Annotated in this window: 13 protein-coding genes; 10 read left to right on the top strand and 3 right to left on the bottom strand. The window is 39.7% G+C overall.

The genetic code is table 11. The features are described 5' to 3' along the window. The first annotated feature begins 17 nt into the window (after nucleotides 1-17). Nucleotides 18-317 carry a hypothetical protein gene (locus HNP81_RS15145; protein WP_051405090.1) on the top strand — a complete coding sequence of 100 codons (300 nt, stop codon included), beginning with the start codon at nucleotides 18-20 and terminating at the stop codon, nucleotides 315-317. Nucleotides 318-568: 251 nt separating this feature from the next. After that, nucleotides 569-1012 (top strand): hypothetical protein, encoded by a 444-nt coding sequence (locus tag HNP81_RS15140; RefSeq protein WP_235179215.1) that lies wholly within the window; start codon nucleotides 569-571, stop codon nucleotides 1010-1012. Between the two features lie 155 nt (nucleotides 1013-1167). Here HNP81_RS15140 and HNP81_RS15135 read toward each other — a convergent pair whose 3' ends face one another. Continuing rightward, complete coding sequence (locus HNP81_RS15135) at nucleotides 1168-1608, bottom strand: YwpF family protein (protein ID WP_028393461.1); 441 nt, start codon at nucleotides 1606-1608, stop codon at nucleotides 1168-1170. A gap of 277 nt (nucleotides 1609-1885) precedes the next feature. On the opposite strand from HNP81_RS15135, the gene ssb reads away from it, so the two are divergent. The 7 genes from ssb (at nucleotide 1886) to nikC (ending at nucleotide 8610) form a co-directional block, all read left to right on the top strand. Beyond that, nucleotides 1886-2248 carry a single-stranded DNA-binding protein gene (gene ssb / locus HNP81_RS15130; protein ID WP_028393462.1) on the top strand — a complete coding sequence of 121 codons (363 nt, stop codon included), beginning with the start codon at nucleotides 1886-1888 and terminating at the stop codon, nucleotides 2246-2248. 18 nt (nucleotides 2249-2266) lie between these two features. Further along, a complete protein-coding gene (locus HNP81_RS15125; protein ID WP_182503181.1) occupies nucleotides 2267-2557 on the top strand; it encodes a hypothetical protein in 291 nt (96 codons plus the stop codon). 308 nt (nucleotides 2558-2865) lie between these two features. Further along, a complete protein-coding gene (locus HNP81_RS15120; protein ID WP_182503180.1) occupies nucleotides 2866-3876 on the top strand; it encodes an ABC transporter ATP-binding protein in 1011 nt (336 codons plus the stop codon). Continuing rightward, nucleotides 3851-4819 (top strand): ABC transporter ATP-binding protein, encoded by a 969-nt coding sequence (locus tag HNP81_RS15115; RefSeq protein WP_182503179.1) that lies wholly within the window; start codon nucleotides 3851-3853, stop codon nucleotides 4817-4819. Before HNP81_RS15120 ends, HNP81_RS15115 begins: the two co-directional genes overlap by 26 nt. Before the next feature lie 48 nt (nucleotides 4820-4867). Beyond that, nucleotides 4868-6475, top strand: coding sequence for an ABC transporter substrate-binding protein (locus tag HNP81_RS15110; protein WP_182503178.1), 1608 nt, complete (start codon nucleotides 4868-4870; stop codon nucleotides 6473-6475). A gap of 218 nt (nucleotides 6476-6693) precedes the next feature. Next, entirely contained in the window at nucleotides 6694-7698 is a 1005-nt protein-coding gene (locus HNP81_RS15105; RefSeq protein ID WP_028393467.1) for an ABC transporter permease, read from the top strand. A gap of 12 nt (nucleotides 7699-7710) precedes the next feature. Further along, complete coding sequence (gene nikC, locus HNP81_RS15100; protein WP_028393468.1) at nucleotides 7711-8610, top strand: nickel transporter permease; 900 nt, start codon at nucleotides 7711-7713, stop codon at nucleotides 8608-8610. Between the two features lie 655 nt (nucleotides 8611-9265). Here nikC and HNP81_RS23920 read toward each other — a convergent pair. Then, the gene (locus HNP81_RS23920) at nucleotides 9266-12250 is read right to left on the bottom strand and encodes a DEAD/DEAH box helicase (protein ID WP_246399378.1); all 2985 of its coding nucleotides are present in this window, start codon (nucleotides 12248-12250) and stop codon (nucleotides 9266-9268) included. Beyond that, the gene (locus HNP81_RS15090; protein ID WP_182503177.1) at nucleotides 12243-13853 is read right to left on the bottom strand and encodes an SWIM zinc finger family protein; all 1611 of its coding nucleotides are present in this window, start codon (nucleotides 13851-13853) and stop codon (nucleotides 12243-12245) included. Before HNP81_RS15090 ends, HNP81_RS23920 begins: the two co-directional genes overlap by 8 nt. A gap of 155 nt (nucleotides 13854-14008) precedes the next feature. Here HNP81_RS15090 and HNP81_RS15085 point away from each other — a divergent pair, with 155 nt between their 5' ends. Beyond that, nucleotides 14009-14584 carry a transposase gene (locus HNP81_RS15085; protein ID WP_281384511.1) on the top strand — a complete coding sequence of 192 codons (576 nt, stop codon included), beginning with the start codon at nucleotides 14009-14011 and terminating at the stop codon, nucleotides 14582-14584. The last annotated feature ends 124 nt before the right edge of the window (nucleotides 14585-14708 follow it).

The following is a 14708-nucleotide window of genomic DNA, read 5'->3' as shown; positions in this document are numbered from 1 at the left end:
ATAAGGAGGAATACAATATGATAAAAAAACGAATATTAGCATTACTAGGGTGCTCATTTTTATCAATAATGATGTTAGCAGGTTGTGCGACGAACGACAATAACAAACCTGCTCCTGAAAATGATAATACTCCTACGGATAACAATGTAAATAAACCCGGGAATAATGGTACTCCAGATTTGAACAAAGATGTAAACCCAAACGACAATAATCTTAAGAACGATGTGAAAGACGGAGTAGATCAAAATGACTTAAATGGAACAGATACGAATATCAATGGTAATACAGATATGAATAAGCATAAAGATAACAAATAGTCTTTATCCCGGTTTAACAGGCTGTAATACCCCCACCTCTATTATTGTGAGGGAATTAAGTAATAATAGGTGAGGGTAAATAGCCTGAAAATCTGATTGGTTCAACTAACCATCAGTGGGGTAAAAAGAAACCTACTAATAGAAGTTTCACTTTATTAAAACAGGCAGAAATTTCTGCCTGTTTTGTTTCGATTCTGTAATGAAAATAATTTAATTGTTATAAATCATTCCTTTTACCGGTGATATTTGATATGATTTTAGAAAGAGCAGAGGAGCTAAATGTAGGAGGTCCATTTTATAAAATGTTAAAAGATCTTTCACCAGGAGTAAAAATAAGTATAACTCGCTCTATTTCAATTGCTTTTGAGCAATATATGAACAAAATCAACTGGAATGAAAATCACTTTGATTATGAAGTTTTCATGGGTGAATGGAAAGAATACTTAAATAAATCAGCTACTTGGTATGATAAGGTAAGTGACGAAGTAAAAGCGAATTCGGAGTTTCATGAGGAATTAGCGGTGAAAATTACTGAGACGATTAATAAAATCCTTTCCGAAAAACCGAAGAAGGAACAAATGGAAGAGATAGAACGACTTCAAAAACTTACGAAAAACGAATATGATTATTCTTGCCGCGCGGAAGCTCGTTTTGTTATCGAGAAACTCTCAAAGGAATTGAAAAATTCCAAATAAGAAGTCATATTAACGCATCTTAATATCCTTTCGTAAATTCCCTCTGCCAACTTGAACGAGCCATAATGATACTTTGTATATGAAAAAAAGCAAAAGCAAAGAACTCTTCGCTTTTGCTTTTTTTCATTGACTTTTTTATAAGGGAAGTTTCATTTTTATGATTTCTTTGTAGTGATAAATGGGGGCTGAGAAATGATTTTTTCTTTGAATTGTTCAAGTAATTCCTCGCCGGAAATGCCTTTATCGATTAAATTTTCAAGTAATAGCTCGGCGTACTTACTGCGGGTTCTTTGCAGATGTCCTTCAAATACGATACTGACATGTCCTTCAACCTCTTTGATTGAACGGAGCACTGTGTCAAAAGCAGCAGGACCATTCTCTTTTTTTGTAATGACCGCTTGAACATTCACTTCTCCATTCAATAAAGGTAGTACATGCTGAATTTTATCGAAGTATGTTTTAGATAAAAAGGCTTCGAGGATCCACGTATTTAAATCATCTTCTTTATTAATAATCAATCCGTCTGTAAGTTCCACATTAAACAGTTCATTTCTTTCAGTTACAATTTGTAGTGAAATTAATTTGAATGATTTCATGTCATTCCTCCTTCTTGTGCGAAACTTTCCTTATTTTTGCTAATTATAACATACCTGAAAATGAGGAACGAATCATATCCTAAATTGAATTGCTTATAAAAAAATAAATAAATGTTGAAAAAATAAAGAAATTGCTGTGGAAGTACGTCGAAAATTGAATTATTGAAGGAGATATCAATAAGGATCAACAAAAAAGTATATCAAAATGCAATTTTCGTAATTTTTCTTTTACAATAATTTTACGTATGATGGTATCAAATAGAAAGGAGATGAGAAAGTGATTAATCAAGTAACTTTAGTCGGCCGATTAACCCGAGATCCTGATCTCCGCTATACAGCGGAAGGGAAGGCAGTCTCTACTATTGTATTAGCGGTAAACCGAAATTATCGTAATCAAGCCGGGGATTTCGATGCCGACTTTGTTCAATGTACGCTGTGGCAAAAGACGGCCGAGAATACAGCGAATTATTGCCAAAAGGGTTCAGTTATCGGTATTACAGGAAGAATTCAAACAAGAAAATATGATAACCAAGAAGGAAAGAAAGTTTATGTAACAGAGGTAGTCGCAGAATCAGTAAGATTCCTTGGTCCAAAACCAGCAGCGAAACAGCAACCTGAATTTGAACATATTAAAGCATAATGGGTATTGAGGTGAAATATGACAATAAATAGCTTGCCATTTAGTGAGTTTTTAAAGGAAGACGATCAGACGATTTATCCATTTACAACTGCAACCCCGCACAACAACCATCAGCAAATAGAACGCATCGAACAGATTATGGGCGATTTAATTCGCTACATAGCAAAAACTCAAGCTAAAACTTCAAAAAATGAAAGTCATCTCACAGAAATAGAATCGCGCTTAAATCATTTTACCATGCAATATATCTATTTATCGGAACAATATGCAGTTCTACACCAACGGCTTGCTATGCTCGAGAATAAATAAACAATCCATGCTTAATTATATAGAAAAACCTTTTTTCATATATGTAAAAGGGCTACCAGTTTAGTAATCCCCGTAAGACAAACCCCTACTCTCCTCAAGAAATATGATAGATTCCTCTATTGAGCCTCGAAGATGGACTGCGATTTGCAGTCTTTTTTGTATTTTAGATCAGATTATTAAATTTTAAGTCGAAAAATACAAATAATTAAAAATATTCTAAAATAAAGATTGTTATTTTTCAGAAAAAGTGCAATAATTCAATTAATTGACTGGAAAAAATGTAATTTATTTATAAAGGAGGTAAATTAGTGGAATCTCCAATAATTGAAGTAAACAGTTTGCAGACAAGTTTTCAGACGGATGATGGGGAAGTTCCTGTCGTAAACTCCATCAGTTTTCACATCAATCGAGGAGAAGTATTGGGGATTGTCGGCGAGTCAGGATGTGGAAAAAGCGTAACTTCCTTATCGATCATGGGACTTGTTCCCGCTAATACTAGTAAAGTCCAGGGGCAGATTCGATTTAAAGGAGAAAATCTTGCGACTGCATCTGAAGCGCGAATGAGGAAGATTCGTGGGAATGAAATCGCCATGATTTTTCAAGAGCCAATGACCAGTTTAAATCCATTATTTACGATAGGTGAACAATTAACTGAGTCGTTAAGAATACATAGGAAATGGAACAAAAAACAAGCAAGAGCGAGAGCCATAGAAATGATGAAACTGGTTGGTCTAGGAAGGGCAGAATCGTTGATGGATGAATATCCGCATCAACTCTCTGGAGGAATGAGACAAAGGGTCATGATTGCTATGGCGATGATTTGTGAGCCAGAACTTTTGATTGCGGATGAACCAACTACTGCACTTGATGTTACGATTCAGGCCCAGATTCTAGAATTAATGAAGAAATTGAATCAAGAAACGAAAACGGCAATTATGATGATTACTCATGATTTGGGTGTCGTTGCAGAAATGTGTCAACGAATGGTTGTCATGTACGCTGGGAAGATCGTCGAAGAAGGTGATGTTTCTGCTATTTTCCAAAATCCGAAGCATCCTTATACGGTTGGATTGATACAATCTGTTCCTGACATGCGTGAAAAAAAGGAAAGACTGTATTCAATACCAGGGCAGGTGCCTAAGCCAGGCAGCCAAAAGCTAGGTTGTCCATTTGCTCCGCGATGTTCGCATGTAATGGATCGTTGTCTAAGCGAAGCTCCTCCACTACAGCTATTCAATAATGGTCAAAAAGTGCGTTGTTGGCTATATGAAGACGGGAAAGGGGCAGACATCTATGACGCAGCCATTAGTTCAAGTTGAAAATCTGAAAATGCATTTTCCGATCAAAGGTGGAATTTTAGGAAAAACAATAGGCTCTGTGAAAGCTGTTGACGGCATTTCTTTTTCAATTAAAAAAGGGGAGACACTTGGACTCGTTGGTGAAAGCGGTTGCGGAAAATCGACGACGGGTCGGATGATTCTCAGACTCCTTGAGCCTAGTGAAGGAAGTATTTATTTTGAAGGAAAAGATCTTACAAAGCTTTCTACGAATGAAATGAGGAAAACGCGCAGTGAAATACAAATGGTTTTTCAAGATCCATTTGCTTCGTTAAATCCTCGTCATACCATTGGCAAAATATTAGAAGAACCGCTGATTGTTCATGGTGTGAAGAGTAAGCAAGAAAGAAAACAACGGGTGCAAAAATTGTTAGAGGTCGTTGGTCTTAGTAGTTATCATGCCTCACGATATCCTCACCAATTTAGCGGTGGGCAGCGTCAGCGGATTGGAATAGCCAGGGCTCTTGCTATCAATCCCAAGCTGATTATCGCAGATGAGCCAGTATCTGCTTTAGATGTATCCATTCAGTCACAAGTGTTGAATTTACTCCAAGACTTACAAAAGGAATATGGATTAACGTACCTATTCATTGCCCATGACCTTGGTGTTGTTCGACATATTAGTGATCGTGTAGGTGTCATGTACTTAGGGCAGTTAGTGGAAATATCAGAAAGTGAAGATCTATACCAAAATCCGCTCCACCCGTATACACAGGCGCTATTATCGGCGGTGCCTATTCCAGATGTAACGTACAAACAAGAGCGGGTCATTTTACAAGGCGAAGTTCCGAGTCCTGTAAATCCGCCTAAAGGCTGCCCATTCCATACAAGATGTCCAAAAGCAATGGAGCAGTGTTCACATAAAAGGCCTGAATTAAAGGAACAAAAACAAGGTCATCACGTAGCTTGTCATCTTTATGACTAAGTTTACGTAGACATAAAATGAGTAACAAAAATTAATGGGGGGAAAGTCATGAAAAAGACAAGCTGGATTGTATTCATTTGTATTCTTGCTCTTTCAACTGTGCTAGCTGGTTGTGGTAGCTCGAAAGAAAGCAGCTCAGGAAAAGGGAAGGAAGAAAGCGGAGGTACGCTTATTTATGGTCGAGGCGCAGACTCTACAGCGCTTGACCCTGCGATAACGACAGAAGGAGAGTCGTTTATCGTTACAGAACAAATTTTTGAAACACTTGTCAAATACAAAGAAGATAGTACAGAAATTGAAGCAGGACTTGCTGAAACATGGGATGTTTCTGAAGATGGATTGACGTATACCTTCCATCTCCGTGACGGAATTAAGTTTCATGATGATACTGATTTTAATGCAGAAGCCGTTGTAAAGAACTTTCAACGCTGGGCGCAGAGTAAAGATGAGGCAAAATTTGCTTATTATGCATCGATGTTTGGCGGTTTTGAAGGGGACGAAGGGCATGTAATTAAAGAAGTGAAAGCGCAAGATGATGATCATATCGTTGTGTTTACACTAAACCGTCCGCAGGCTCCTTTCTTGAAAAACTTAGCCATGGGTATGTTTGCGATTGCAAGTCCCGAAGCTCTGGAGAAACATGGCGATGATTTTACGAAAAATCCTGTAGGCACTGGACCATTCGCCTTTAAATCATGGAAACCAGGCGATATGATTGAAGTTGTAAAAAATGATGATTACTGGCAAGATGGCCTTCCGAAATTAGATGGCGTTAAATTTAAAGTCATTAAAGATAACTCCGCTCGACTCAATGCATTAATTAAAGGGGAAATTGACTTAATGGACGGGCTTAACCCTAGTGATCTTGGCCAGGTAGAGGGAGACAGCAAGTTGCAGTTGTTCGAAAGACCATCTATGAACGTCGGTTACCTTGGTTTTAATGTGGAAAAAGCACCATTTGATAAAAAAGAAGTTCGTCAAGCTATCAGTCATTTAATTAATAAAGAAGAATTAATTAAGAGTTTCTATGAGGGTACTGCAGAGCCTGCAAAAAATCCATTGCCACCATCTGTTAGTGGCTATAACGATGACATTGTCGATTATGAATATAATGTGGACAAGGCAAAGGAATTATTAAAAGCTGCAGGGCTTGAAAATGGATTTGAAATGGATCTATGGGCAATGCCAGTTGCAAGACCGTACATGCCTGATGGGCAAAAAGTAGCGGTAGCGATTCAAGCTGCTTTGAAAGAAGTTAATATTACAGCAAATATCGTTACATTTGACTGGGGAACGTATATTGAAAAAGTACAAGCCGGCGAGGCTCCTGTCTACATGCTTGGATGGAATGGAGATAACGGTGACGCGGATAACTTTATTTATACGCTTTTAGATAAAGATAACATCGGATCAAACAACTATTCACGGTACAGCAACGATGAATTGCATGAAATTTTAATCAAGGCCCAATCTAATCCTAATGAAGATGAGCGTATTGTGCTTTATAAACAAGCACAAGAAATTATTCATGAAGATGCACCTTGGGTTCCACTTGCACACTCTAAGCCACAGTTGGCAGGTATCAAAGAAGTGAAAGGATTTATTCCGCATCCAACCGGAACACAATCATTTATCAATGTATCTCTAGGAGAATAATAAGAGTTTAAAAGAATATGAGAAGTACGTTAAACAAGTGGGTGTCTCATAAGAGTCTAACCTCGCACTCTAAATCAGTATAGTGTTTCATACACGTATCTTATACTGGTATTTATTTGTTGCGGGGCCTGACCCTTGCTTTGGGGACGCCTCCTTGTTTGTTGAAAGAAATATGAACGAGACGAATAGTCAGATGCCCAAAAGTTGAGGTGGTCATTTTGTTTTCTTTTACAGTTCGGCGTCTAGGTGCGTTAATTCCAGTCCTATTAGGTATGGCGTTTATTGTTTTCATGATGGTCCGTGCGATCCCGGGGAATCCAGCCCAGCTAATCTTAGGTCAACAGGCTTCGAAGGAAGCTGTTGCTGCTTTGACAAAGGAACTTGGATTGGATCAACCGTGGTACATACAATTTTTTGATTATTTAGGTGGCTTATTGAGCGGTGATTTAGGTGTTTCTTTAAAGACAAATACACCAATCGCAGAGGAAGTCTGGCCATATCTAGCTGCAACCATTGAACTTGCTGTCATTGCTATGATCATAGCAGTCGTTATCGGTGTGAATGCTGGAATCATATCAGCGTGGTTTCAAAATTCTTGGTTTGATTATATTGCAATGATTATCGCACTTATTGGGGTCTCTATGCCAATCTTTTGGTTAGGGTTAATGGAGCAATATATCGTGGCGATTAAATGGGATCTCTTACCTACTACAGGTCGAGATAATATCCGAGATCCGGTTGAAGCAATCACGAACTTATATTTACTTGACACCCTCCTACAAGGAAGATTCGATCAATTCTTTGAAGTGGTTCGCCATTTAATACTTCCAAGTATCGCGTTAGCAACCATTCCAATGGCCATTATAGCGAGGATGACACGTTCATCCATGCTAGAAGTGATGCGTTCAGACTTTATTCGAACAGCTCGAGCAAAAGGAATGAGAATGTTCTGGGTCGTGTATAAGCATTCTTTTAAAAATGCATTAATCCCGGTTGTGACGGTTATTGGTTTGCAGACAGGCTTGCTTCTTGGTGGGGCAATTTTGACAGAAACAATCTTCGGCTGGCCTGGTATTGGCACCTATATTTACGATGCTATTAACTATCGGGATTATCCAGTCGTTCAATCTGGGATTCTAGTGATTGCCTTTATCTTTGTGATCATAAATTTATGTGTCGATTTATTATATGCAGCAATCGATCCGAGAATTAAGTATAAGTAGGAGGGACGTGACATGGCAGAACTAATAAACAACAAAACTCCGCTCACGAGGCCACCGGTAGAAGATTCAGCCATTTCTCCATGGAAAGAAGGGTGGAGAAGCTTTAAAAAGAATAAGGTTGCTGTTATAGGATTGTTTATCGTAGTTTTTTTCATCTTGATGGCTCTGTTTGCAGATTTACTTGCACCTTATTCATATGAGACACAGAAACTAGCAGATAAGCATTTAGCCCCTTCCGCTGAGCATTGGTTTGGCACAGATGAATATGGGCGAGACATTCTCAGCCGAATTATTTTTGGAGCACGTCTATCGCTTTGGGTCGGTTTTATCTCTGTCGCCGGCTCCGTGATTGTAGGTCTCGTACTAGGTCTTCTTGCCGGCTATTATGGAAAATGGGTAGATATGATAATCTCGCGAATTTTTGATATTCTACTAGCATTTCCTAGTATCTTGTTGGCAATCGCTATTGTTGCCGCGCTTGGGCCATCTCTTAGAAACGCTCTAATAGCCATTGCCATTATTAATGTGCCAACGTTCGGTAGGCTCGTTCGCTCAAGGGTGCTTTCGGTAAAAGAAGAAGAATACATCTCAGCAGCCAAGGCAATCGGTATGAAAGATGGTCGGATAATCTTTCAACATGTTCTGCCAAATTGTCTGGCGCCGATTATTGTACAAGGCACACTAGCGATTGCATCAGCGATCATCGAATGTGCAGCACTCGGATTTTTAGGATTAGGAGCCCAACCTCCAACTCCAGAATGGGGCCAAATGTTGGCGGAATCTCGAGCATATATTCTTCAAGCACCTTGGACCGTCCTGTTTCCAGGATTGGCCATCATGCTAACCGTGCTAGGCTTCAATTTAATGGGAGATGGATTACGAGACGCACTTGATCCACGAATGAAGAACTAAGTAGAAAGGTCAGCTAAATACGGCTGACTTTTTCTTTTCTCCATGTCGACTGGAACTCGAACTGAAACTTATTTTTGCACGTAATTTTCACCCTGGCGCACGAGTGAAGAATCCGGCATGAAAAGAGTGTGTTTTGGCACGCAAATCACGAATCCGGCACGAAAAGAGTGTGTTTTGGCACGCAAATCACGAATCCGGCACGAAAAGAGTGTGTTTTGGCACGCAAATCACGAATCCGGCATGAAAAGAGTGTGTTCCGGCACGCAAATCTCGAATCCGGCATGAAAAGGGTGTGTTTTGGCACGGAAATCACGAATCCGGCATGAAAAAAGTGTGTTTTGGCACGGAAATCACGAATCCGGCATGAAAAGAGTGTGTTCTGGCACGCAAAGTGCACATATTGCGCGTAAATCTTAAGTTCCCGATCGTAATCAGGAAATGCAGTACCGGATGTTCTTTCTTTTTCTGGAGAATAGGGAAGATTTCTCTGACTTTAGTCAAAATGTTACATGAAAAAGAAGTGATTTAATCAGTAAAAGCAGCCTCAGAGTTTAAAAAGAGGCTGCTTTTTTAATAATAGGGTTAGAACCAGCAATTCGTAAATGCGTGCACTACGATATCCTGGTGAAATATGGAGTTCGTACATATCAACACTTTAATGCAAGGAAACAAGATCTCGGATTTCATCTGTTGATAATTCGGTGATCCAATTGTCACTATTGATGATTTCATCGTTCAAAGCTTGCTTTTTATCAATCATCATATCAATCTTCTCTTCAAGAGTTCCAGTGCAAATGAGCTTATGCACATGGACGAAACGTTTTTGACCAATCCGGTATGCGCGATCGGTTGCCTGGTTCTCAACGGCAGGATTCCACCAGCGATCATAGTGAATCACATGATTAGCTGTGGTCAAGTTCAATCCAGTTCCACCCGCTTTAAGCGATAGGATGAATATCGGAAATTCACCTGCTTGGAATCTGGCAATCATCGTGTCTCGCTGCGCTTTACTGGCACTGCCATTTAGGAAAGGTACTTCGATGTTATATCGCTTTTCTAGCAATTCTTTCATCATATTTCCCATCCCAATATATTGTGTGAAGATAAGACAGCTTTCTTGGTTTTCTTGAACTGCATCAACCAGCTCGGTTAGTTTTTCGAGTTTACCTGATCGTTTGCTTTTGGCCATGATTTCTGATGTAGCATCCTCTTTTAAGTACAAAGCAGGGTGGTTGCATAATTGCTTCAATTTGTTCAGCATCTTAAGAATAATACCCTTTTTCTCAAACGCTGATAACTTCTCAATGTCTGTAAAGGTATCTTTAATGAGTTGCTCATAGAGTGAAGCTTGTTCTGTTGTTAAAGGAACATATTCCTTTTGTTCCTGTTTATCAGGGAGATTGAGGGCAACATCTTTATCCTTTTTCGTTCTTCTTAATAGGAATGGTGAAATCAGGCGTTGCAACTCCTTCACTTTGTCTTTTTGATCTTCTCGTTCAATTGTCGCTACATATTTATCCGAGAATTGTTTGAGTGACCCGAGATACCCTTTGTTGATAAAATCAAAAATCGCCCATAATTCGCTCAAACGATTTTCCATTGGAGTACCGGTAAGAGCAATATGGTGGTTACCTTTAAACTTCCGAACAGAACGAGATTGCTTTGTTTGGGCATTTTTAATATTTTGCGCTTCATCAAGAATAATTGTATTCCAATAAATGGCTGCGAGTGCATCAAAGTCATGATGAGTAATGCCGTATGAAGTTAACACGATATCGTATTTTGCGATTGTTTGAGCAAAGGTCTCGCCTTTCACACGATTTGCCCCATAATGCAGATACACCTTTAAATTTGGCGCGAACCGTTCAAGTTCCCGCTGCCAGTTTCCAAGCACGGATGTTGGACAAATAATGAGAGAGGCTTGAACAGGAATCGTTTCTTTTAAGGAATCCTGAATATCTTCAGTGGTGCTTCCTTCAACATCTTCATCATTTTCTTGTGTTTCAACAATAGCTTGAGGGACTGCAGCTACTTCTTGATCCGCCACTTCAATTGCAGAGTTGCTCTCCTTGTGTTGCTGTTCTTTTACATGCTGTAAGTAGGTGATCATTTGTACGGTTTTCCCAAGGCCCATATCATCTGCTAGACAGGCGCCAAAACCATGCTCCCTTAAGAATAGCAGCCAGCTCATACCTAGAGATTGATACGGTCTGAGCTCACCATGAAAGGTCTTAGGAGCAGGTAGAATCGGAATATTCTTCGTTTCACGTAAACGGCCGACCATTTTACGTAGCTCTTGATTTAGTTCAAATTGAATTTGCAACATTTGGTTGGTATCATCATCTTCCAATTCATCTTGTTCACTCATGAATTCCTGCTGTAGTAAGTCAGATAACTGTATGCCTTTGTCGTTGGCTGTTTCCATGAGTTCTTGAATTTGTTTGATGAAATGCGGATCTAGCTTGACCCATTGGCCACGGATAAAGACTAGGCGGCGTTTTTCATTTACGAGATTTTGGAATTCCGCTTCTGAAAGGTCTTCTCCATTCAGGGAAAACCTCCAGTCAAAGTCCATTAACGCTTGCAATCCGACGTATGAAGGCCCGCGGTTTGCAGAACTTTTTACTCTTGCTTTAACTTTTAGGGACGATTCTTTTAGGGCCATCCACCATGAAGGAAGCAGGATTTCTGCTCCTAGAAATAACAGCTTCTCACTAGCGTCCGTTAAAAAATCCCAAGCTTCAGGTTCGCTTAACTCTTCTTTGAAACCATTCTTTGTATCGCTAAGCCATGGAATGACGGAAGCCCAGCGTTGAACAGTCTGTTTGATTTCACTTGCATATTTACTCCACCCACGTGGTAATCGTTTAGCGGGATAATCGATCACCACGTCTTCTTCTTTTTTTGAACGTAAAAAAGTAGTCAAATGCCAAGGACCGACTCCGTCTAGTGGTTCTGTTAATTTCAACCCAATTTCGAACGGTTTAGCATCTTCTTTCAACCCTAACCAAGCACTCCAGCTTTCCTCATCAAAAAAGGTTTGTAACTCGTTAGCTGAAAGTCGAGTGTCCTTTAACGCAGTAAGTGCCTCATCCCATTTGTTTTTTAGGGTAGAATAGCTGGAAAGGTAAGCGTTCGCTGCATCGTTATACCACGCCTCAATAAATGCTTTCTTCGTTTCTTCATTTTCAGCGTGAATATCGGTGTAGACCTTTTCCTCCCAAAAAGCAGGTACGAATTCCTCCAATACTTCCTCTGGTAATGTCCAACCCACCTGTTCGTTCTTCAAACTGGTAAAGTCAGGAACGGGTACACCCATTTCAATGGCTTCATGAAGGACAGGTGCTGCAGATAGACAGAGAGAAGAGAGTTCTGACCATTCCCAATCGATAAATGAGTTAAAGCCCTCTTTGGCAAATAAATTCAATAGGACCCATGCATTGACGATAAATACTGGAATCGTATCAATTGTATCAACAGTTAGTCTAGTGCCGTAGAAGCTTGCTTCGTCCCAAGAGAATAAGAGCCTGCGTACAGTTTCAGGGTTTACGTATATATTTTCTGGGGTGACGATGGCAATGGAGTATTTCCCACTTCCGATTGCTGCAATTTTTACTTTTAATGTTTTCCGGTTATCCATCGATTAGCTTACTCCTTTGCAGTTCTTCTTGAAAAGCCCGCAATCGTTTTGTGGAAAGAGAGATATAGTCCAAGTAATCCTCGAACACATTTTCCTGTTTCATCTTTTTATAAATCGTTCGCATTTTTTTCAAATACCGAATGGCTTGCTTGTAGGCAGCCCGATTTTTTAAAGAAACGGTTTGTTGTACGGCATGGTGATAGAGCGGCAGTATAATCTTAGGATCGCTCGCCACAACCGTTTTAATCATGTCTTGGCCGATTGCATCAATTGTTACGCCTGAATAAATGATTAAATCCGTCCACTTTTTATAGGATTGTTGCTCAAAAAGAAACATCGAGTATTCCCAATAGCTGTATGGGAGCGCTTCTCGGTAAAATTTTTCAAGTAAATCCAAACGTTTCAGTTGTGTGCAAGAAGCGTAAATAGGTTTCGCTAAGATGCGAACATGATCGTTACAAGCATAGTAATCCTTTATTTCACTTAAATAATCATGTAGATTACGGATAATAAATTCGATATAAGGTAGATTACGTTGATGTGTATCTTGGTCGGCAAATTGTTTCATCCAATCATATAGATAAGGACAATCGTTGGATGTAAGGTTTTTCAGCAATGGAATCGCTCTGTCATCTTGGTTATCTAGTATATAGAGGTGAATAGCAGCAATAAAGTGAGTGGAGCGCTCTATTTCACTCAATATAGATGTCGAAAGCGCCTGTTCGATTCGTTCCGATTCTACTTTTCGAGATGCTTTTTTCGAGAATAAATGGGTCCACAGTTCCCGATACAAATCGATTTTCTCAAATTGTAAGCCTTCATTCCCTCGTAATAGATCGATTGTATCTTCAGATAGATTACTTATAAATGAATCAAAAGCGAATGGTCGTGATCGGTTTGCTAAGCGATAGATCATTGAATGTAAAGAATCAAATAAATCCTCAGTTAGCTGGTAAAAGGCCCGAATAGTATACGGCTGATTTCGACGCTCATCCAACAGTTTGAATGTATGCAGTAAAGTGATCATGGACGTAATGAACTGATAAAGCAGCTTCCAATTCGAATCCATAGGAGCCTTGGACATAAGCGTTGATAAGTAATGCTGGATATGTCTTTCCATGACAAAGGAGTTCTCTGTAAATTGATCTTCGATTAATTCTGTGAAAGAATTTGTGGTGAATTTCTTCCAGTTATCATAACTTTGTTCGAACGGTGCTGATTCTTTAAGTAGGGTACTGGCAGGTTTAATCGGAAGTTTTGTTTGGGAGTTCGCCTCTTTTTCTCTTTGGGTCCAACCTATGACCCAATCGGCTGGACTAGCAATACTCGCGTATAAGTGAAAAAACACCGCAATCTTGTGTTTGCAGATCGATGAATTGTCACATGTACATTCGGATGCAACCCAAAATAGCATATCGAATTCAACCTCTTTTGGGGTTACATCTTGCACAATAGCATAAACCGAACTCTCTTCCTTCGAAGTCACCTTTACTAATCCCTGACGATAAAGAGCAAGCCCCTCACGAATCGTCAACTGATCCTCATCCACCGAAGGACGAAGCAGCCTAGCAAGCTCTTCCGCCAAAAACAACAAATCTTCCATACAGCACCTCCAAGGGGGTCAGACCCCATTTCCCAAAATAATAATTGTATAAAAAACGTTGATATCATAGTATTGAATCAAGGGTACTCAGGGGTCAGACCCCATTTCCCAAACTAGAAAGGATTGATATTGAATATGCCAAGAAAGAACAGGGTATGGTTTCCTGGCGCGATGTATCATATTACGTGTCGCGGAGGCCCGCAGGATGCGGGTCAGGACGGCGAAGACATAAGGACGTGGCGAACTTAGCCGTTCTTCCTTTTTTTTATGATGATATTGATCGTTTACGTTATTTGCATTATTTAGAAGAGACAAGAGTACAGTCCTTTTTTTACTTGCATTCGTATTGTTTAATGACGAACCATCTCCATTTATTGTTGGAAACAAAAGAACATCCTACTGGAAATATTATGAGAAAGTTAAACTCACGCTATGCCATATCTTTTAATAAACGCCACAACCTCGACGGTCACGTATTTCAAGGACGTTATCATGCCGTAATGATCGAATCTCCCGAACACTTTACGAGCACTAGTCGCTATATTCATCTAAACCCCGTTAAAGCCAATATCGTCCAAAATCCTGAACATTATAAGTGGAGCAGCTATTCTGCCTATGCCAATGGAACCCCAAACCGACACATTACCACAACTGAAATCCTCCGTTACTTTCAAACCCCAGCTAACTATACCACCTACGTGCAGGGGTCAGACCCTATTTCCCAGAATTAATCTACAGCAATAACCCTAGTTGTAATAAGGGGTTGTTCATCATATATGAGGGGTCAGACCCCATTTCCCGAGTTCATCTTATCATTATACTTCATTTTGGAGTGAATTTTTAGGGGGGAGTTTT

The organism is Peribacillus huizhouensis (assembly GCF_014138605.1).
In the GTDB taxonomy this organism is placed as follows: domain Bacteria; phylum Bacillota; class Bacilli; order Bacillales; family DSM-1321; genus Peribacillus; species Peribacillus huizhouensis.
The sequence above is the reverse complement of the archived record's forward strand: the minus strand, read 5'-3'. Positions and strand labels throughout refer to the sequence as shown.

Coding starts and splice junctions, on each gene's coding strand:
- HNP81_RS15090 (WP_182503177.1), bottom strand. CDS start 13,853: ATGGAAGATTTGTTGTTTTTGGCGGAAGAGCTTGCTAGGCTGCTTCGT.
- HNP81_RS15085 (WP_281384511.1), top strand. CDS start 14,009: ATGGTTTCCTGGCGCGATGTATCATATTACGTGTCGCGGAGGCCCGCA.
- HNP81_RS15125 (WP_182503181.1), top strand. CDS start 2,267: ATGACAATAAATAGCTTGCCATTTAGTGAGTTTTTAAAGGAAGACGAT.
- HNP81_RS23920 (WP_246399378.1), bottom strand. CDS start 12,250: ATGGATAACCGGAAAACATTAAAAGTAAAAATTGCAGCAATCGGAAGT.
- nikC (WP_028393468.1), top strand. CDS start 7,711: ATGGCAGAACTAATAAACAACAAAACTCCGCTCACGAGGCCACCGGTA.
- HNP81_RS15135 (WP_028393461.1), bottom strand. CDS start 1,608: ATGAAATCATTCAAATTAATTTCACTACAAATTGTAACTGAAAGAAAT.
- HNP81_RS15140 (WP_235179215.1), top strand. CDS start 569: ATGATTTTAGAAAGAGCAGAGGAGCTAAATGTAGGAGGTCCATTTTAT.
- HNP81_RS15110 (WP_182503178.1), top strand. CDS start 4,868: ATGAAAAAGACAAGCTGGATTGTATTCATTTGTATTCTTGCTCTTTCA.
- HNP81_RS15115 (WP_182503179.1), top strand. CDS start 3,851: ATGACGCAGCCATTAGTTCAAGTTGAAAATCTGAAAATGCATTTTCCG.
- HNP81_RS15145 (WP_051405090.1), top strand. CDS start 18: ATGATAAAAAAACGAATATTAGCATTACTAGGGTGCTCATTTTTATCA.